This is a genomic window from Microbacterium azadirachtae (assembly GCF_000956505.1).
Taxonomy (GTDB): Bacteria; Actinomycetota; Actinomycetes; order Actinomycetales; family Microbacteriaceae; genus Microbacterium; species Microbacterium azadirachtae_A.
The window spans coordinates 1-17,188 of record NZ_JYIX01000030.1 but is presented as its reverse complement, the minus strand read 5'-3'; the positions used below and the strand labels follow the sequence as shown (position 1 = coordinate 17,188).

Genomic DNA, 17,188 nt, shown 5'->3' with positions numbered 1-17,188 from the left:
AGTGTGGCGGATGCGGCGTGGAGAGCGACGAGACGCCCTCCACGCGGGAGACGGCTGAGGCTCAGCCCATCGCGTCGCGGACGAGGGCGGTGTCGACGAACTGCTCGAAGCGCACGATCAGTCCGCCCCGCACCACGAAGTGGTGAGCCACCCGCACGTTCAGGTCCTTGCCGGTCGCGTCGTTGCGGGCCGTGTAGCGGGCCAGCACGACGACGTTCTCTCCGTCGACGACGTAGGTGTCGTCGTGCGCGGTCCAGCCCGTCCAGTCCCGTCCCAGCACCTCCATCACATTCGCGGTGACGCCTTGCGGAGTGCGGTAGGTACCGGCGAGCGGGAAGCCCGCCATCTCGGTCCACTCCACGTCGGGAGCAAGCGTCGCCCGCAGGGCCGCGAGATCACCCGCGGCCGACGCGAGGTACTGCCTGCGGACGACGTCCGCGGGTTCGGTCGACTCGTTCAGCCCCATGACATCTCTCCCTTCGCGACCTTGGTGCCGAGCGACGCGGCGATCTGCAACCCGGCTTCGGGGTACTCGGAGAGCAGTGTCTGCTCGGCTGCTGCCGCGTCGACGGACGCGGCGATGACGTCCTCGAAGCGCTTCAGGTACGCGCGGGTGTACTCGATCGCGGTGCGGTCGGTCGGCGCATCCGCGACGCGGTGACCGGCGACGACGAAGGTCGGATCCAGCGACTCGAACGCGTCGAGCGCACGGAGCCAGAGGCTGCGGGCTTCGGAGGTTCCGGTGTCGGCGGTCCACACGTGCAGGCCTTCGAACAGCAGGATCCCGCCGAAGATCGCGCGCTGCGCGGCGTCGTAGACGAACCAGCGGCGATCGCCGAGGTCGTCGCCGGCGCTGCGCAGCTCGATGCTGCGATCGTCGATGGCGATCTCGCCGCCGTCGAACGCGGTCAGCTCGACGAGCCGGGTGGGCAGGTTCGCACCCAGGTGCGCCCAGGCCTGCAGCTTGCCCTCGTAGCTGTGCCGGATGTGCTCGATCACGTCGCTCGGAGCGAGGAACCGGGCCTCGGGGAACGCGTCAGCGATGACCTCGGCGCCGAAGTAGAAGTCGGGATCGCCGCCGGTCACGAGAACGGTGGTCAGAGTCTTGCCGGCGTCGAGGATCGCCGCGGTGATCCGGTGCCCATCGGCGCGAGTGAACCCCGCGTCGACGAGTACCGCCTCGGCCTCTCCGGTGACGAGCACGCTCGTCTTGTGCAGGGACGACGCCGGTGCGTCCAGGACGGTGATGGTGAGCTCGGTCATGTCGTTTCTCTGCGGAACTTTCTCTTCGAGTGGAGGACGGGTGACGGTGAATGTCTGGGACCTGTCACCCTCGTTGGTGTAAAACTATGCTCATGGTGGGCGGAGAACACGGTCCAACCGGGACAGAACGTGGTGAATTTCGGACATCGGGGGTGAGGCGGATCCCATACAGCCCTGCGGATGCGCAGCGCTCGTCGATCGAGGTGACCACGATCGACCGGATCCGTACCCGTGCGGGGCTTGCCGAGTTCGCCGCCCTGCAACGACCCGATTTCGAACTGCTGCTCGCGATCGACCGAGGCGAAAGCACGCACGAAGTCGATTTCGCCCGATACGCGCTCTCCGCCGGCGACGTCCTCTGGGTGCATCTCGGGCAGGTGCAGCTCTGGGGGGACATGCGTCTGCTCGAAGGGGCCGTCGTCATGTTCAGCCCCATCGCCCTCCCCCCGGAGACCGTCGCGCTGCTCCGATCCCTCGGCGGGTTCTCCCAGAACCACTGGCCGGGCGCGACGACCGGGGGCGGGGCGTTCGCCGTCCTGCTCGCAGGTCTCACCGCCCTCGCGACGGAACCTCCTGGCACCCCGGCGATCGCCCCGCAGGCGCTGACCCACGCCGCGAGGCACACGCTCGCAGCGGCGTTGCTCGCCCTCGCCGGTACGACCACGACTCGCGCCGTGCCGGAGGCGGAGCCGCCCGAGGCGTTCCACTGGTTCTTCGACGAGGTCGAGCGCGGCTTCGCGGAGCATCGCACGACGGCCTGGTATGCGCGGCGCCTCGGCTATTCGGAGCGCACGCTCAACCGGCTCGCGCGGGCGCACGCGGGAACCAGCGCGAAGGGTCTCATCGACCGTCGCGTGATCCTCGAGGCGAAACGCCTCCTGGCTCATGAACAGATTGCGGTCGCCGCGATCGCCGCACGGCTCGGCTTCGACGATGCCGCGAACTTCTCGAAGTACTTCCGCCACCGCACCGGAACCACGCCAGGAGCGTTCCGGGATGGCGAACGCGAAGAGACACGCGGTTCCTGAGGCGGGCGGCTCAGGTCAGGAGCAGCCGGAGGCCCTCGAGCACGGCGCCCGCCCCGGATGAGGCGAGTGCCTGCGAGACCGCGGGCTGGGTGACGCCCTCCGCGGCGGCGAGCTCGCGCTGCATGACACCCAGGTGGCGGCCGTAGGTGAGCCGCCGGGTGCGGGGGCTCATGTCGGTGATGAGCTGGTCGCGGGTCAGCAGCGCGATGTTGGCCTGGCGGGCGAGGAGGTGCGTCGCCTCGGGCTCGGCCTCGTGTGCGATCACCCAGGTGCGCGCGCCGGGCACGGTGCGGCGCTGGAGGGCGTGCGTGTGCTCGATCGCAGCCCGCGCCGCCCACCAGCCCGGCCCCTCCGGCAGGCCTCCCGTGGCAGTGGGTATCTCCTCGACGGGGCCGATGCCCACGCCGAAGCGGCAGTCGATCCCCTCCGGCAGCGCGAGCCGTAGCAGGGTCAGCGCTGCGAGCGCACTGTCGAGCGTGGGGTAGAGGCCCTGCTGCTCGTCTCCCACGGTGGGTCGGAGCGGGCTTGCGGCGAGAGGCCTGTCGGCCTCGACGCGCGCGATCGCGTCATCGAGTGCGTGCTGGGCGTCCGAGCGGTCGTCGAGGCTGCGGGAGCCGACGATATCGAGGATCACGGCGATCATGGGCAAAAGCTTATCACTGATTTTTGGTAAAGATAAGCTTTTTGCTTCTCTTTCGGATCCATTCGGCGAGGGCTGATGCGCCCTCCGCGCTCAGTCCGTACCGGAGTCGAACGCGGCGCCCTCGCTCGCCGCGTCCACCGCGTCGGCCAGGGCCTCCTCGGTGTCGGCGAGGGTCGTACCCTCGACCGCGGCCGCGATCTCGCCGGACTCGCCCGCCGTCACGCGGCCGACGAGCTCGCCCGTCGCACCGCCGACGAGGCCCAAGCCCGCGTACTGCTCGAGGCGCGCACGGGAGTCGGCGATGTCGAGGTTGCGCATCGTGAGCTGGCCGATCCGGTCGACCGGACCGAATGCGGCGTCGCCGACGCGCTCCATGGACAGCTTCTCCGGGCCGTACGAGAGGTTGGGGGAGACGGTGTCGAGGATCGTCCAGTCGTCGCCGCGGCGCAGGCGGATCGTGACGGTGCCCGAGATCGTGGATCCGACCCAGCGCTGGATGGACTCGCGCAGCATGAGCGACTGCGGCTCGAGCCAGCGGCCCTCGTACATGAGGCGCCCCAGGCGCCGGCCCTGCTCGTGGTAGGTCGCGAGAGTGTCCTCGTTGAGGATGCCGTTGACGAGGCGCTCGTAGGCGATGAAGAGCAGCGCCATGCCGGGGGCCTCGTAGATGCCGCGCGACTTCGCCTCGATGATCCGGTTCTCGATCTGGTCGCTCATGCCCAGGCCGTGCCGGCCGCCGATGCGGTTCGCCTCGAAGACGAGCTCCACCGGATCCGTGAACTCCACGCCATTGAGCGCGACGGGGCGACCGCCGGCGAAGGTCACCGTGACGTCCTCGGACTCGATCGCGACGGAGGGATCCCAGTACTTCACGCCCATGATCGGATCGACCGTCTCGAGCGACACGTCCAGGTGCTCGAGGGTCTTCGCCTCGTGCGTGGCGCCCCAGATGTTGGCGTCGGTCGAGTACGCCTTCTCGGCGGAGTCGCGGTAGGGGAAGCCGTGGGCGACGAGCCACTCGCTCATCTCCTGGCGGCCGCCGAGCTCGGTGACGAAGTCGGCGTCGAGCCAGGGCTTGTAGATCCGCAGGCGCGGGTTGGCCAGCAGGCCGTAGCGGTAGAACCGCTCGATGTCGTTGCCCTTGTAGGTGGAGCCGTCGCCCCAGATGTCGACGCCGTCCTCCTTCATGGCGCGCACCAGCAGCGTGCCCGTGACGGCGCGGCCGATCGGCGTCGTGTTGAAGTAGGTCTTGCCGCCAGAGCGGATGTGGAACGCGCCGCAGGACAGGGCGACGAAGCCCTCCTCGACGAGCGCGGTCTTGCAGTCGATGAGGCGCGAGTCCTCGGCACCGTACTCGAGCGCGCGCCCGGGGATCGACGCGATGTCGTCCTCGTCGGGCTGACCGAGGTCGCCGGTATAGGTGTAGGGCACAGCACCCTTGTCGCGCATCCACGCGACGGCCACGGAGGTGTCGAGACCTCCCGAGAAGGCGATGCCGACGCGCTCGCCGACGGGCAGGGACTGGAGGACCTTGGACATGGGATCCAGTCTATCGGCGGCGTTTCGCGGGTTTCGACGGGGTGGAGGTCGGCTTTGACAGCCTGGATCCGCTCAGATCAGGCGCACGTCCACGCCAAGGGCGGCGTAGGTCGGCACTGCCCGGCGGTCGCAGGAGAGGAGAGTGATTCCTGCGGCCTTGGCGGCGAGACCGACCAGGCCGTCATAAACGGCCCCGCCGGCGATGCCGCCGTCGCTGAACAGCGCGAGCGCGTCCAAGGCTTCGCCCGCAGGAAGCGCCACGGAGGCGGGAAACTCTCGAGCGATCACTTGCGAGGCGTATGGGGCGCTGAGTCGATTGTCTCCGGGAAGGCGGGTCAGTACCGAAAAGGTCTCGAACAGGGCATGGCCCGACAGGCCCAGTCTCATCCCCTGAGTGAGTGCGAAGACCGTGTCATGTGTGGGGCTCGCGTCGCGAAGCACGGCGAGTGCGGCGCTGGTGTCGAGGAGGAGGTCAGCGCTGGTCGGCAAGGCGGAGTTCTCTGATGTCGTCGGCCGTCAGAGCGGGTCCGCCCGTGATGACGAGTCGGCCGTCCTTCTCGATGACGTTGTCATGAGTCTCGATCTCGATCCGGATGCCCCCTCCGTCGATGATCAAGTCCACGGGGCCGGGAACCATGCCGAGCCGCTCGCGCAGCGCGGCAGGGATCACGATCCGTCCCGCCTTGTCCATGGTCGCCTTCATGCCATCAGAATACCATTGGAATGGCGGGGGAATCCTGATCCGGTCCGTGCGGCTGCACTCAGCTCCCGCGCTTGCGGGAGACCCAGATCACACCCGCGCCCACGACGAGGATCGCAACGGCGATCCCGACGATGTAGCCGGCGACGCCGAGGTACTCGCCGGGGACGAGTCGGGGATCCAGGAACGGGTAGGGGTACCAGCCGGTCTCGCCCGTGCGAGGGCTGATCACGAGGTTCGCGCGGATCAGCGTGTACACGGCCCAGACGATCGGGAATGCGGCGATGGCGCCCATCACTCCCCAGCCGAGGCAGCGCCGGCGAGGCGCGAGCAGCACGTCCGCGAGCAGGATGAGCGGACCGACGACGTGCATCATCTCGTTCGCCCACGCCACCGTGGAGCCCTGCGGCAGCTCGATGCCGCGCAGCAGCGTGTTGTAGACGATGCCCGTGACGATCATGTAGGTCGAGGTGCAGGCGAGCAGGATCGCCAGCCCGCGCGGCTCGACCGCGTCGTCCCCAGATCCCGTCGCGGAGGGGGCGATGCGCAGCCCCCAGATCGCGGCGAGGATCAGGGCAACGGCCGACAGCACGTTCGACTCGACCGTGAAGAAGCTGAGGAAGTTCGCGACGACCGTGGGTACGTGCGAGCCGTACGGGGTGGTCGCCTGCAGTGCGATGCCCAGGGTCACGATGAGCTGATGCGCGACCGCGGCGAGGATCGCGAGCGCTCCGACGAGGCGCACGATCGACCACGTCCTCGTGCCGATCGCGAAACGGGCGGGGCGGGTCAGGGTCTGCTCCGGCAGAGACGTGTGCATTCCTCGAAGATATCGGCGCGCCCGCCCCAGCAGAAGAGCGTGCGGAGACGGTCGGCGCGTCCGCCCGGCCCCAGAGGGCCGGTGGGGCCTGGATGGTGGTCGCGCAGGACGTGGGCGAACGGTGCGCCAGGTCGAGACGAAAGGCAGACGCGCCCGCATCGCGCCCCTTCCTAGCATCGGAGCACTCCCGGATCGGATCCGACCGGTCAGGGATCCGAGCACGTACGAGAGAAGGAGGCCGCATGTCTTTGACAGCTGCGACCGTGTCGATGCAGAACAACCTGGCCAGCGCGATCGAGAGGGGCCGGGAGCGGATCAGCGATTCGCTGACGGTCCGTCAGGACGGCTTCTGGTGGATCATCGCGATTGCCATCGCCGTGGTGATCGCCCTCGGGCTCTTCACCGCGTGGTTCATCTACTGCCGGAGCCAGGGCGGCTGGCCGGCCGTGGACATGCCCGCCTGGGAGAGGGGCGGCACCTGGAAGATGTACTGCCACTCCTAGGGCGACGGTGCAGACGATGGGGATGGTGGTGCTGAGCGCGCAGGCGCTCACGAAGAGCTATGGGGCGAAGACCGTGCTCCACGACGTGTCGTTCACGCTGCCGTCGGGGCGCATCCACGGTGTGCTCGGCCCGAACGGCTCCGGCAAGACCACCGCCCTCCACATCGTCGCCGGCCTCGTGTCGCCCAGCCGGGGAAGCGTCCGCATCGCCGGGGTCGATGTCGGCGACAAGAGGAGCCGGCGCGAACTGGGGTTCGCGCCGGACGATCTTCCGCTCCCCGGCGTGCTGACCGGGCGCGAGTACCTCCGCTTCCACGATGCGATGCGCGGCAGGGACGACGAGGGACGTGCCCTCGCGCTCGCCGAGGCGCTGGGGATCGACGCCGATCTCCCGTCCGCGGTCGCGGAGTACTCCCATGGGATGCAGCGCAAGCTGCAGCTCATCGCGGCCGTCATGCACGAGCCCTCCCTGCTCCTGCTCGACGAGCCGTTCCGCGGTCTCGATCCCGACGCGGCCGCGGCGGTGCGGCGCCTCCTCCTCGCCTACGCGCGAGGGGGACGCGCCGTGCTCGTCGCCACACACGACATGATCCGCGCGGAACGGGACTGCGACGAGGTCACCATCATCGATCGCGGTCGGATCGTCGCGAGCGGATCGCCCGCCCGCCTGATCGCGGACGCGCCAGCCTGCCACTCGCTCGAGGACCTCTTCCTGCACGTCACCGGCCGCCGGGACGACGCCGAACGACGGGCCGAGCGGATCGCCACGATCTTCACCTGACATCCATTTCGAACGAGAGGCCCCCATGACCATGGGTATCCGATTCCTCCTGCACTGTCTCGCCGGCGGCACCATCGGCGTGTGCACCGTCTTCTTCGCCCTCGTCGGCGCCCTGGTGATGGCGTTCTTCACCAACAGGGACGTCGTGATCCCCGGGATCATCCGCATCTGGAGGTCGACCGAGAACGGCGCCGTGGCTCTGAACTTCGTGCCGGATGCCGTCGGGATGATCGTCGCGGGCGCCGCCATCGCGGTCGTGTACGTCATCGTGCGAATGCTCGTCGGGCATCGCCCGCGTCGAGCCCGCGTCGCCGAGTGACGGCGGCCGGATGAACGGCCTCCGCCGCATCGCCGCGGTCGGCGCAGCCTCGCTCGTGCTGTGGACGAGGGAGGTCGCGAGACTCCTCGGGACCACCACGCGCGCGGTGCGGATCGGGGCGGCGCTCGGCGGTGTCGTCGCCGCCCTGTTCGGGCTCGCGCTCGCCGTGGTCGCCGGGCAGCAGTTGACGGCGGAGGTGCCTGAGGAACTCCGGTCCTCCCTGGTGCGCACATCCTTCGCCGCGGCCGCGCTGACCGCGGGGCTGGTGGCCGTGGTGCTGTGCGTGTCGGCGCCCGCGCGCACGGCGCTGCAGAACCTCCTGGATCTGCTCCCCGTCAGCCGTGCAGAGGCCAGGATCGGCCAGCTCGCGCCGGTGCTCGGCGCCGGCCTGCTGTACAGCGCGGCCCTCACCAGCACCTCGGTCGTGGTGATCGTGCGCACGAGTCCCGGCGCGGGCGGGATCGTGCTCGGGCTCTTCGCCTACGCACTTCTCCTGATGGCCGTGCTCCTGCTGACGGTCGGGCTGTTCTCGCTGCTGCAGACCGCGGGTCGCGCGGGGGTTCGGCTGCCCGCAACCTACGCCTCGACGTTCGCGGGCGTGCTCTCGATCGCCGCGGTGCTCGGCGCGACCGCGCCGGACATCCTCGCGCCGCCGTCCACCGGCGCCGCGGGATGGTCCCCGGGCGAGCTCCTGCCCTCACGGATCTTCGCCCGAGCGGCGGTCTCGTTCGATGCCGGATCCGCGGCCGTGGCTTCCGGCTGGATGCTGCTCGCCGCACTCGTGCTCTGGGTCGGCTCCCGTCAGCGCAGCCCCGAGGGAACGCGCGCGGGTGCGCCCCTGCTGCGCGGATCCCGCCCGCTCGCGAGAAACCCGTGGTTCGGTCGGCTGTGGGTCGAACTCCTCGTCGCCGTCCGGAATCCGCAGTTCCTCGTCACGGCTCTGCTGCTTCCGCTGGGCGTGGCCGCGGTCGCCGCCCTCCGGCAGGTGCCGGCGGCCATGCTGATCGTGCCCGCGCTGGCCGGTGCCCTTCCGGTGCTGCCCTTCGTGCTGGCCGTGCAATCCGTGGGCCGGACCATGGCGGTGCACTGGGTGCCGACCCTCGCCGCGGGGTCCGGCGCGCCGTGGCGGTGGCCGAAGGCGCTCGCCGCGGCGATCGCGGGATCCTTCCTCGCCCTGCCGGTGCTGATCGCGGTCCTGGCGATCGGGCTGATCCCTGTCGCACAGCTGCCCGATGTGCTGCTGCGCTGCCTGCTCGGGCTCGTGACGGCGCTGCTCTGCGGCGCTGTCGTTCCCTACAGTGAGGATCAGCCGCTCTCGGCCACGGTGGGCGGGTTCCTGCTGGCACTGCTCTACATGTCCTCGACGCTGGCGATCGGCTGGGCCACCAGGAGTGCGGCGCCGGGGACCGACCGACTGCTGTTCGTGGCGGTCGCGATCGTCTTCGCCGGGCTGTTCGCCGTGGTCGCCGCACGCCATGCCTCCCGCGAGCCCGGTCGTGCATAGGATCCGCCGGGTCCGCCGTCCGGGAGTCCTCCTCGTGGACGGGCGTCTGGAGTGCCCGGAGCTCGGGCTGCGCGTGGAGGCGTCCTCACCCGAGGCTGCGTCCTCCGGGCTGTGCAGCGACGAGCTGCTCGTCTCCGTCGGCACGCGGTCGTGGCGGATGCCGCCATGGTTCACGACGGGGGCGAAAGGTCTTCCTGCGGGCATCGTCGCGGCGGCTCTCGCGAGTCTGCGGCACTTCGGGGCGGGGATGGGCCTGCTCCTCGGAGCCCTCGGCGGCGCTCTCGTGATCGGCATCGCGACCGGGTATCTGGGGCTGGCCGCCGTGTCGATCATGGGGCTCGTGCTGCTCGGTTCGGTGCTCGTGCACGAGCTCGGGCACGTCCTCGCGTACCGGATCCTGATCGGCCGGCGGGCGCCCGCGGTCCTGGTGGTGCGAGGGGCATCCTGCCGGCTCGTCCGCCTGGCCGGCGCGAGGGCGCGCGACGCCGCCGTCATCGTCGCGGGATCCTTGGCCCCGGTCGTCGCCGCGCTGCCCCTGTGGTTCCTCTTCGCCCAGGCCCCGGCGCTGGTGATCCTCACGACCCTCGTCGCGCTCGGGCACGTCGTCGGACTCGTCATCCCGGTCGGAGACGGTGCGGCCCTGCGGGAACTCGCGCGCCGCGACGTCCTGAACGCGACGTGAGAGCGGGCCGTTCGGCCACGGATCCGGTTGTCCCCCGAAGAGGGGACAGGAGACCCGCAATATATCAGACGGCACACGCTACAGTAGTCGAGGGGGTATTAGTGACCGGTGTCCAGAAACAAGGGGGGACCGTTGCGGGCGCGCTCTCGGAGGGGCCGATGGCGGCGCCGTGCGTGACGATCGTGTCGGCGGACACCCTGCTCGCCGCAGCGCTCTCGACGCTCCTGTGCGAGAAGGGCGTGTTCGACGTCTCGGCGGCGAAGTCGTTCGAGGACGTCACCGCAGGGAACCCGGATCGACCCTCCGCAGTCGTCTACGACCTCTCCGGCGCGGGGCCGCTCGATCCCGGCCCGATCGCCGCGTTCACGTCGGGAGGGCGGAAGGCCCCGGTCATCGTCCTCACGACGAGTGAGAGCTTCGACGTCGTTCCCGCCCTGCTCGATGCCGGCGTCCGTGGGATCGTCGGGCGCGACGCCGATGCCGACGAATTCGTCACCGCCGTCACCGAGGTCGCGGGCGGACGCATCTTCGTCTCCCGGGGAATGATGGATCTGCTCGTGGCACACGTCGCCCGCTGCCCGGTCGACCGGGCAGCCGCGCACCTGCAGGACGCGGAATCGCTCGCACCTCGCGAGCGCGACATCGTCCGGCTGCTGAGCACGGGGATGACCAACCGTGAGATCGCGGCGGCGCTGCACGTCTCCGAGGGGACGGTGAAGACCCACCTCGGCCGGGTCATGGTCAAGTGGAGCGTGCGCGACCGGCTCCAGGTGGTGCTGCGGGCGATCGGCCGGCTGCACGTCACGCCCGCGGATCCCGGCGGCGGCGCCGAGGGATCCGAAGCCCCTCGCTGAGACGTCGTCTCAGGTTCAGGGGTAGCGGGTCAGCGCCTTGGTGAAGTCGTCGACCTTCTTCTCGCTCAGCAGGTAGCGCCCGACGACCGTGAGCCGCAGGCCCTCGAGCGGTTCGCCCGTGCGCTGCGCGGTCTGCTCCCGCGAGGTGCGGTACTCGCCGGTCGTGTCGTTCGCGAGGTCGGTGATGTCGGCGTAGAACCAGCCGGGATCCGGCTGGGCGTCGCTGAACCACTCCCAGTCCACCTGGGATTCCGGGGTGGCGCCTCCGTACATCTTCGAGATCATCGCGGGATCCACGCCGCTGCCAGGGTCGTTGAACGCGACCATGCCCCGCCAGCCGTGCTGCGTGATGACCGACTCGATGGTCTGCATGACCTCGAGCTTGTGCGCGTACCCCGTCACCGGCGTCGTCGTCGCCCAGGTGCCGGAGGTGAACCGCACCAGCATCGACTCGCCGCCGTAGCCGTTGCGCTCCGGACGCTCCTGCGCGTCGGCGGACTTCACCCACTGCAGGCCGTAGGCGGCGGTCAGTCGAGCTCGCACATCCGCCATGGTCTCGTCGGCCAGCAGCTGCAGCTGCTCGAGGGACTGCTGGTGCAGATACCGGCTCGGATCCTGGTCCTTGATCCCCGGGTAGGCCTCCCAGAGCTTCTGCTTGTCGGTCTTGTGCCCGTCGTAGGATCCGGTCGCGGCGACGCGGATCGCGCTCAGGGCTCCCATCGTCCCGACGTTCAGGACGAGCGCGATCGTGAGCGCGACGGCGCCCAGCACGCGCCCGGCCTTCGTCGCCAGCGCGGCGATCGCGAGGCCCAGCACCACGAGCTGCAGCACGAGCATGGTCGCCCCGAAGAACGCGTCGGCGGCGCCGATCGCGAGCAGGATCACCATGAGCACCGCGAACCCGATCGCGGCGCACAGGGCGATCCAGCCGAGCGGGCTCTTCCTGGTCGGGAGCGGGGTGGGTTCGCCAGGTCGCCGCGTTTCGTCTCGGTCGTCCGCGGCCGGTCCCTGAGCCTGTCGAAGGGCGCTCGACGGCCCCGCCGGGGCGACCGAGGGCGCGAGCGGGACCGCCGTTCCTAGCAGGGCGCGGCGCGCACCGCGGTAGCCGCCGGGCGGCGGGACGGGAGGGGCGCCGGCGGAATCCGACACGTACCGGGGCGGATCGTTGCGCTCTACCATGGCTTGTCCGTCCCGCTGCTGCCGCCGTCTCCCTGGTCGCTCTGCTGGTTCTGCTGGCGGTCCCGCTCCCCCTGCTGCAACTTCTGCTGCAGCTCGTCCAGCTTGCCCTGATCGGGCTTCGGCTGCGGGTTCTGCGGATCCTGCTGCTGCGGATCGGGGTTCTGCTGCTGCTGTTGCTGGTCCTGCTGCTTCTGCTGCAGCCGGTCCTGCTGGTCCTTGTTCGACTGGCTCATGTCGCGCTGCGGATCCGGAGACTGCTCCTGCGCCTGGGCGCTGTCGCACTCCTTCGGCCGGTCCGCATTCACCTGCAGCGCCTGCGCGTAGAACTCGAGCGCGGTGGCGTGCTGCTGCGCGTCGGCGGCCGCATCGCCCTCGCGCTCGAGCACCAGGGCCAGGTTGAATCGCACGGCGCAGACCTCGAGCCCGTGCGCGAGCTTCAGCGACTCCTCGAACTTCTTCTGCCCGGCCGCGAGCTTTCCGGACTCGGCGAGGCCCACGCCCTGGTCGAACGGAGCCTTGTACGGCTCGAACCAGTTCGCCGGATTCAGGCCCTCGGCAGCGCTCACGGATCCGGTGTAGTCGCCCGCGACGTACGAGACGATCGACTGGTAGGCGAAGGCGTACAGGCTCACGACCTTGCCGACGAAGAGCGCGGCGACGAGCAGCAGCGGCAGCGAGCCCCACGCGATCCACCGGCGCACGACGCGGCGGCGCCGGTTCGCGGCGAGCAGCGCGTGCGCGGCGGCGGCGTCCTCGCTCAACGGCCCGAGGCGGGGGTTGTCGATGACCGTCATACGTCACCTCCCGAAGAGGTCGGCCGCACCGAGAGCCCGCGCATCCGCACGATCAGCATCGTCGCGCGGGCGATCTCTGCGCACAGCAGCGCGACGATCACGAGCGCCACGATCCAGCTCAGATCCGTGGGCTGGGTGAGCGGATCGTCCTCGCGATACGCCGTGGTCGATTTCGGGGCGGGCGGCAGCGTGATCTTCGCGTCGGTCGTGCGGTGCTCATAGGTCACGCCGAGCTCTGCCGCGATCCGCTGCAGGTTCTTCTCGTCGATGCGGCTGAGGGCGTCGGAGCCCTGGTACTGGATGTACTGCCCGGCGCCTGCGGAACCGGTCCCCGAGCCTGTCGAAGGGCCGACCGCACCGGTCGTCTCGCGCATCGGGCCGCCCTCATCGGTGCCGTAGCCGAGCACCCCGCCCCCGGAGATCAGCTTCTTCGCGCTGTCGAACGGCTCCGGCTCGGTGGAGACCGTCTGCTCGCCGTCGCCCAGGTAGAACACCATCCGCGCCCGGTCCGGCGAAGCCTTCTGCGCGTTCTGCAGGGTCTGCGTGAGCAGCGCGTTCGCGATGCCGATCGAGCTGCCCTTGGACTGCCGGGTCACCTCGGGCTGCAGCACCTCGACGGCCGAGACGAGCGCGCCCGTATCGGTGGTCAGCGGGAGCCGCAGCACTGCGTTCGCGTCGAACGTGATGAGCGCGAACCGGGCCCCGGGGTAGGTCTCGGCGATGCGGCGCACGTCCTCGCGGACACCGGCCATGCGCTGATCGGCGGTTCCGCCCTTCGTCGAGGCGCCTGCGTTCCAATCCTCGGCGACCATGCTCGCGGTGGTGTCGATCGCGATCACCACGTCGGTCGCGGAGGCGAGGGTGCGCACGTGCCCTCCCGGCACGCCGGGGCGCAGCAGCAGCACACCGCACGCGAGCACGAGCACGACGCGCAGCGCCCAGATCACGGGTCCGGCGCCGGAGGATCCTGCGGATGGGCCGCGGCGCGCAGCGCCCACGAGCATCCAGACCGCGGCGCCCAGCACGGGCAGCACGATCAGGATCACCAGGAGCGGTGCGAGGACGGGCTGGAGGATCACAGGCGCACCCTCCACAGCAGGACGACGAAGCCGAGTGCGACGACGATGAGCGCCGCGATCCAGAGCTGCGGCACATCGGCCCAGATGACGGTGGCCTGCCCCTTGAGCTGGGTCGCCTCCTGCTTCTGCACCTGGGCGATGATGTCGCCGACCGTCGTCGTCTCCCGCAGCGCGTAGGCCTTGCCGCCCGTCGCCGCGGCCGCATCGGCGAGGGTCTTGCTGTCGGGCTGGTCGATGCCGTCGACCGGGTTGATCGTGTAGAGCCGGATCTTCTTCGACGCCGCGTAGTCTGCGGCCTCCTGCAGCGTGACGATCGGGGATCCGTTCAGCTCGTTGTCCGTTGCGAGGATGATCGAGCGGGCGCGCTGCTCGTCGGCATGATCGAAGCGCAGGGCGCACGAGGCGAGGCCGTCGCCGATGAGCGAGGCGCCGACCCCGTTCATCGTGCCGACCCACTGCTCCGGGATGTCGGTCGAGTAGTCGAGGCCCTTCATGAGGCTGCTCAGGTGCTCCTGGATGAAGGCGTAGTCGTCGGTGAGGGGGAAGACCTGCACCGCGGAGCTGTTGAAGATCGTGAGCCCGACGCGCTCGCCCTTGAAGCCGTCGGCGAGCTTGTCGAAGATCGAGACGATCTCCTTGTCGACGTCGGTCATGGATCCGGAGACGTCCAGGCACAGCATGATGTCGCGATTCGTGGACACCGGCTGGATCGTCTTCTGCGCGATCGGACGCGCCGCCACCACGCCGCCCAGCACGGCCGCGAGCACGCCGAGGGCGACGACGCCCGCGAGTGCCGCCTGGCGCCGGCGCACCGCGCGCTGGAACGCCGGCAGCGATCGGATCCGCTCGGCGCGCGCGATCGGCGCGCCGCTCGTCGCGGATCCGGAGCCCCGGCGGCGCAGGCCGAGCAGCACTCCGAGCGCGATCGCGAGAAGCACGGCGCCGACGACGGCGAGGAGGATCCAGATGCTGGCTAGTACCACGTGGTCACCACCGTCCGCGCGGCGTCGGCGCCGACGAGCGGGTCGACCGGGGCGGCACGCCGGAAGATGCTCGGGTAGTAGTTGCGGCCGATCGCGTCGATGAGGGAGGGGTGCACGCCCATGCGCACGAGGTCGTCGAGCGCGAGCACGGGCGCCTCGATGCCGCTGTACTCGTTCACGAAGCCGCGCACCACGCGGCTGAGGTCGAGGTTGGCGCGGCGGGCGTCGGTAAGGCCGGCGCGGTAGTCCGCCTCGATCTGCGCGATCGTGCCGAGGTACTCCTCGCGAAGCACCGTCGCGACGTCGGTGGGGGGACCCGGTACAAAGGCCGGTGCGGCGAAGGCGATCGCACGGCGGGGCCGGGTCAGCATGACGACGAGCCAGGCGAGTCCGGCGATCAGGGCCAGCACCCCGATCGCGAGCAGGATCCAGCCCCAGCCGTACTGCGCAGGCGGGTACAGCTCATCCGTGCCGGACATGCGACCTCGCATCCAGCATCCGCAGGAGCGCGCCGACCGCCTCGTCCTGCTCGGCGAGGGGGACGTGGGTGATCTCCAACCGCCGCAGCAGCGCCTCGGTGTGCGCGACGTCCGCCGCGTCCGCCGCGTGCAGCTCGGCGGCGAGCTCCGGGTCGCCCTGCAGGAATTCGGGGACCGCCCAGCGCGTGGCGACGTCGCGGCGGGCTTTCGCCCCGGCGCCGGAGGGCCGGGATTCCAGCACGGGTTCGGCGTCGCGCAGCGTGATCCACAGCACGTCGTGCTGCACGCGCAGCCGCCGCAGCAGCCGCTCGGTCTCGTCGGTGACGGGGGCGTCGTCGGTGATCACGATGACGATCATCCGCCGAGCGATCGTGCGCGCGATGTACGACAGCAGCGCGTCGCGGTCGCTCGGGGCGGAGGCGGCGTCGACCGCGCGGTCGATCGTGCGCAGGGTGTGCTCCAGGGCTGCCTCGCTGCGGCCGATCTCACGCCTGCGGACGCCGGCGGAATCACCGCTGACCAGGCAGAAGTCGTCGCCGTGCCGCAGCGCCAGCAGTCCCAGCACGCCGACGGAGAGAATCGCGAGATCCTTCTTCGGCTTCTCGTCGTGCGCGAGCGCGGTCATCGCGAGACCGGTGTCGACCGCGAACAGCACCGTGTGCATGCGGGTCGCGAGCGAGCGTCGCACCACGGGGGAGCCGAGCCGGGCCGTCGCCTTCCAGTCGATGTCGCGGATCTGGTCGCCGTACTCGTAGGCGCGCAGGTCGTCGAAGTCGAGGCTGTGCCCGCGCAGCAGCGACGCGTACGCGCCGTCGAGCGCGTGCGTCGACTTGCGCGTCGAGTCGATGAAGAGCTTGCCCTTCACCGGCGTCAGCAGGCTGGCCATGGTGTCCTCCGGTCCCTGAACCTGTCGAGGGGTCAGGGGGTCGGCACGGCGCCGAACACGGCGTCGATGACGTCTTCGCTGCGGACGTTCTCGGCCTCGGCCTCGAACGTCAGCAGCACGCGGTGGCGGAGCACCAGGTGGCGGAGGTTCCGCACGTCCTCGGGGATCACGTACGAGCGCCCGGCGAGCAGCGCAAGCGCGCGCGAGGCCGCCAGAAAAGCGATGGATCCGCGCGGGCTGGATCCGTACTTGATGTAGCCGCCGAGCGTCTCGCCGATGTACGGCACCGGGTTTCGCGTGACGTAGACGAGGGAGACGATGTAATTGCGGATCGCGGGGTCGACGTAGACGCGCGAGGAGATGTCCTGCAGCTGTTCGACGTCGGCGAGCGAGATCGTCGTGGTGGCGTGCCGATCGGGATCCAGTGCGCCGGAGTCGATGCGCGCGAGCACCTCGAGTTCGTCGGCCGGGCTCGGATACTCGACGATCTCCTTGAGCAGGAAGCGGTCCATCTGCGCCTCGGGCAGCTCGTACGTACCCTCCTGCTCGATCGGGTTCTGCGTCGCGATCACGAGGAAGGGGCGCGGCACCCGGTGGATCTCGCCGCCGATCGTCGTCTGCCGCTCCTGCATCGCCTCGAGCATCGCGGACTGGGTCTTGGCGCTCGAGCGGTTGATCTCGTCGAGCAGCACGAAGTTGGCGTGCACGGGGCCCAGCACGGTGCGGAACGTGCCGCTCGCCGCGTCGTAGATCTGCGTGCCGGTGATGTCGCTCGGCAGCAGGTCGGGCGTGCACTGGATGCGCTTGAAGTCGGCCTTGACCGTGTCGGCGAGGGTGCTCGCAGCCGTGGTCTTCGCGAGACCCGGCACCGACTCCAGCAGGATGTGCCCGCCGGCCATGAGCGCGAGCAGCAGGCTGGTGCGCAGGCGCTCCTGCCCGACCATGCGGGCGGAGTACGCCGTCGACACGGTGTCGAGGATCTGGCGGGCGCGCGCCATCTCCGCCTCGGTCGGCGCGGGCTTGGCGTCGGCCGGCGCGGATGCTTCCGGGACCGCCGGCGCTACGGGCGGAGCGCTCGCCGCAGGCGGCGGCGCGATGGGCTGCTCGCGGTGAATGCTCGGCGCGGGCGGCATCGGCGGCGCGGGCGCGATC

21 protein-coding genes are annotated in these 17,188 nt (G+C 70.3%); 7 read left to right on the top strand and 14 right to left on the bottom strand.

The genetic code is table 11. From position 1 onward, the window contains the following. Nucleotides 1-61: 61 nt before the first annotated feature. Entirely contained in the window at nucleotides 62-466 is a 405-nt protein-coding gene (locus RS86_RS05740) for a nuclear transport factor 2 family protein (protein WP_045271272.1), read from the bottom strand. Further along, nucleotides 457-1,263 carry an MBL fold metallo-hydrolase gene (locus RS86_RS05735; RefSeq protein WP_045271271.1) on the bottom strand — a complete coding sequence of 269 codons (807 nt, stop codon included), beginning with the start codon at nucleotides 1,261-1,263 and terminating at the stop codon, nucleotides 457-459. Before RS86_RS05735 ends, RS86_RS05740 begins: the two co-directional genes overlap by 10 nt. Nucleotides 1,264-1,415: 152 nt before the next feature. Between RS86_RS05735 and RS86_RS05730 the strand changes: the two genes are divergently transcribed. After that, nucleotides 1,416-2,291, top strand: coding sequence for a helix-turn-helix domain-containing protein (locus RS86_RS05730; RefSeq protein ID WP_045271270.1), 876 nt, complete (start codon nucleotides 1,416-1,418; stop codon nucleotides 2,289-2,291). A gap of 10 nt (nucleotides 2,292-2,301) precedes the next feature. Here RS86_RS05730 and RS86_RS05725 read toward each other — a convergent pair whose 3' ends face one another. The 5 genes from RS86_RS05725 to RS86_RS05705 all read right to left on the bottom strand — a co-directional run bounded on the left by RS86_RS05725 (nucleotide 2,302) and on the right by RS86_RS05705 (nucleotide 5,993). Next, the gene (locus RS86_RS05725) at nucleotides 2,302-2,934 is read right to left on the bottom strand and encodes a SatD family protein (RefSeq protein ID WP_045271269.1); all 633 of its coding nucleotides are present in this window, start codon (nucleotides 2,932-2,934) and stop codon (nucleotides 2,302-2,304) included. A 90-nt stretch (nucleotides 2,935-3,024) separates the two neighbouring features. Next, nucleotides 3,025-4,473: an argininosuccinate synthase gene (gene argG / locus RS86_RS05720; RefSeq protein WP_045271268.1), complete on the bottom strand. Its 1,449-nt coding sequence runs from the start codon at nucleotides 4,471-4,473 to the stop codon at nucleotides 3,025-3,027. Nucleotides 4,474-4,545: 72 nt separating this feature from the next. Then, nucleotides 4,546-4,962 carry a PIN domain-containing protein gene (locus RS86_RS05715; RefSeq protein ID WP_045271267.1) on the bottom strand — a complete coding sequence of 139 codons (417 nt, stop codon included), beginning with the start codon at nucleotides 4,960-4,962 and terminating at the stop codon, nucleotides 4,546-4,548. Further along, complete coding sequence (locus RS86_RS05710) at nucleotides 4,946-5,176, bottom strand: AbrB/MazE/SpoVT family DNA-binding domain-containing protein (RefSeq protein WP_235281634.1); 231 nt, start codon at nucleotides 5,174-5,176, stop codon at nucleotides 4,946-4,948. The genes RS86_RS05715 and RS86_RS05710 overlap by 17 nt, the downstream gene beginning before the upstream one ends. A 58-nt stretch (nucleotides 5,177-5,234) precedes the next feature. Then, complete coding sequence (locus RS86_RS05705; RefSeq protein WP_200892753.1) at nucleotides 5,235-5,993, bottom strand: Pr6Pr family membrane protein; 759 nt, start codon at nucleotides 5,991-5,993, stop codon at nucleotides 5,235-5,237. Nucleotides 5,994-6,235: 242 nt separating this feature from the next. On the opposite strand from RS86_RS05705, the gene RS86_RS05700 reads away from it, so the two are divergent. The 6 genes from RS86_RS05700 (at nucleotide 6,236) to RS86_RS20315 (ending at nucleotide 10,636) form a co-directional block, all read left to right on the top strand. Further along, nucleotides 6,236-6,496: a hypothetical protein gene (locus RS86_RS05700; protein ID WP_045271266.1), complete on the top strand. Its 261-nt coding sequence runs from the start codon at nucleotides 6,236-6,238 to the stop codon at nucleotides 6,494-6,496. A gap of 22 nt (nucleotides 6,497-6,518) precedes the next feature. Next, nucleotides 6,519-7,277 (top strand): ABC transporter ATP-binding protein, encoded by a 759-nt coding sequence (locus RS86_RS05695; RefSeq protein WP_045271265.1) that lies wholly within the window; start codon nucleotides 6,519-6,521, stop codon nucleotides 7,275-7,277. A gap of 25 nt (nucleotides 7,278-7,302) precedes the next feature. Beyond that, the gene (locus RS86_RS05690) at nucleotides 7,303-7,596 is read left to right on the top strand and encodes a hypothetical protein (RefSeq protein ID WP_045271264.1); all 294 of its coding nucleotides are present in this window, start codon (nucleotides 7,303-7,305) and stop codon (nucleotides 7,594-7,596) included. A gap of 10 nt (nucleotides 7,597-7,606) precedes the next feature. Next, complete coding sequence (locus RS86_RS05685; protein ID WP_045271263.1) at nucleotides 7,607-9,100, top strand: hypothetical protein; 1,494 nt, start codon at nucleotides 7,607-7,609, stop codon at nucleotides 9,098-9,100. Nucleotides 9,101-9,134: 34 nt separating this feature from the next. Continuing rightward, nucleotides 9,135-9,782, top strand: a complete 648-nt coding sequence (locus RS86_RS20320; RefSeq protein WP_045271262.1) for a hypothetical protein — start codon at nucleotides 9,135-9,137, stop codon at nucleotides 9,780-9,782. 173 nt (nucleotides 9,783-9,955) lie between these two features. Further along, nucleotides 9,956-10,636, top strand: a complete 681-nt coding sequence (locus tag RS86_RS20315; RefSeq protein WP_152642093.1) for a response regulator transcription factor — start codon at nucleotides 9,956-9,958, stop codon at nucleotides 10,634-10,636. Nucleotides 10,637-10,651: 15 nt separating this feature from the next. Here RS86_RS20315 and RS86_RS05670 read toward each other — a convergent pair whose 3' ends face one another. From RS86_RS05670 to RS86_RS05640, 7 genes are read right to left on the bottom strand one after another with little or no spacing between them, the layout of a single operon-like run. After that, complete coding sequence (locus RS86_RS05670) at nucleotides 10,652-11,815, bottom strand: hypothetical protein (protein ID WP_045271261.1); 1,164 nt, start codon at nucleotides 11,813-11,815, stop codon at nucleotides 10,652-10,654. After that, nucleotides 11,809-12,609, bottom strand: a complete 801-nt coding sequence (locus tag RS86_RS05665) for a hypothetical protein (protein WP_045271260.1) — start codon at nucleotides 12,607-12,609, stop codon at nucleotides 11,809-11,811. The genes RS86_RS05670 and RS86_RS05665 overlap by 7 nt, the downstream gene beginning before the upstream one ends. Beyond that, on the bottom strand, nucleotides 12,606-13,688 hold the full coding sequence (locus tag RS86_RS05660; protein ID WP_045271259.1) for a vWA domain-containing protein: 1,083 nt from the start codon (nucleotides 13,686-13,688) through the stop codon (nucleotides 12,606-12,608). The genes RS86_RS05665 and RS86_RS05660 overlap by 4 nt, the downstream gene beginning before the upstream one ends. Beyond that, nucleotides 13,685-14,671, bottom strand: coding sequence for a vWA domain-containing protein (locus tag RS86_RS05655; RefSeq protein ID WP_235281633.1), 987 nt, complete (start codon nucleotides 14,669-14,671; stop codon nucleotides 13,685-13,687). The genes RS86_RS05660 and RS86_RS05655 overlap by 4 nt, the downstream gene beginning before the upstream one ends. Beyond that, nucleotides 14,662-15,150 carry a hypothetical protein gene (locus tag RS86_RS05650; RefSeq protein WP_045271258.1) on the bottom strand — a complete coding sequence of 163 codons (489 nt, stop codon included), beginning with the start codon at nucleotides 15,148-15,150 and terminating at the stop codon, nucleotides 14,662-14,664. Before RS86_RS05650 ends, RS86_RS05655 begins: the two co-directional genes overlap by 10 nt. After that, on the bottom strand, nucleotides 15,134-16,036 hold the full coding sequence (locus RS86_RS05645) for a DUF58 domain-containing protein (RefSeq protein WP_045271257.1): 903 nt from the start codon (nucleotides 16,034-16,036) through the stop codon (nucleotides 15,134-15,136). The genes RS86_RS05650 and RS86_RS05645 overlap by 17 nt, the downstream gene beginning before the upstream one ends. A 32-nt stretch (nucleotides 16,037-16,068) precedes the next feature. Further along, complete coding sequence (locus RS86_RS05640; protein ID WP_045271362.1) at nucleotides 16,069-17,034, bottom strand: AAA family ATPase; 966 nt, start codon at nucleotides 17,032-17,034, stop codon at nucleotides 16,069-16,071. Nucleotides 17,035-17,188 lie beyond the last annotated feature (154 nt).

What these genes read in the sequence shown, in the direction of transcription:
- RS86_RS05740 (WP_045271272.1), bottom strand. Translation starts at nt 466, where the DNA reads ATGGGGCTGAACGAGTCGACCGAACCCGCGGACGTCGTCCGCAGGCAG.
- RS86_RS05735 (WP_045271271.1), bottom strand. Translation starts at nt 1,263, where the DNA reads ATGACCGAGCTCACCATCACCGTCCTGGACGCACCGGCGTCGTCCCTG.
- RS86_RS05725 (WP_045271269.1), bottom strand. Translation starts at nt 2,934, where the DNA reads ATGATCGCCGTGATCCTCGATATCGTCGGCTCCCGCAGCCTCGACGAC.
- argG (WP_045271268.1), bottom strand. Translation starts at nt 4,473, where the DNA reads ATGTCCAAGGTCCTCCAGTCCCTGCCCGTCGGCGAGCGCGTCGGCATC.
- RS86_RS05710 (WP_235281634.1), bottom strand. Translation starts at nt 5,176, where the DNA reads ATGAAGGCGACCATGGACAAGGCGGGACGGATCGTGATCCCTGCCGCG.
- RS86_RS05705 (WP_200892753.1), bottom strand. Translation starts at nt 5,993, where the DNA reads ATGCACACGTCTCTGCCGGAGCAGACCCTGACCCGCCCCGCCCGTTTC.
- RS86_RS05700 (WP_045271266.1), top strand. Translation starts at nt 6,236, where the DNA reads ATGTCTTTGACAGCTGCGACCGTGTCGATGCAGAACAACCTGGCCAGC.
- RS86_RS05695 (WP_045271265.1), top strand. Translation starts at nt 6,519, where the DNA reads ATGGTGGTGCTGAGCGCGCAGGCGCTCACGAAGAGCTATGGGGCGAAG.
- RS86_RS05690 (WP_045271264.1), top strand. Translation starts at nt 7,303, where the DNA reads ATGACCATGGGTATCCGATTCCTCCTGCACTGTCTCGCCGGCGGCACC.
- RS86_RS05685 (WP_045271263.1), top strand. Translation starts at nt 7,607, where the DNA reads ATGAACGGCCTCCGCCGCATCGCCGCGGTCGGCGCAGCCTCGCTCGTG.
- RS86_RS05670 (WP_045271261.1), bottom strand. Translation starts at nt 11,815, where the DNA reads ATGGTAGAGCGCAACGATCCGCCCCGGTACGTGTCGGATTCCGCCGGC.
- RS86_RS05665 (WP_045271260.1), bottom strand. Translation starts at nt 12,609, where the DNA reads ATGACGGTCATCGACAACCCCCGCCTCGGGCCGTTGAGCGAGGACGCC.
- RS86_RS05650 (WP_045271258.1), bottom strand. Translation starts at nt 15,150, where the DNA reads ATGTCCGGCACGGATGAGCTGTACCCGCCTGCGCAGTACGGCTGGGGC.
- RS86_RS05645 (WP_045271257.1), bottom strand. Translation starts at nt 16,036, where the DNA reads ATGGCCAGCCTGCTGACGCCGGTGAAGGGCAAGCTCTTCATCGACTCG.
- RS86_RS05640 (WP_045271362.1), bottom strand. Translation starts at nt 17,034, where the DNA reads ATGGCGCGCGCCCGCCAGATCCTCGACACCGTGTCGACGGCGTACTCC.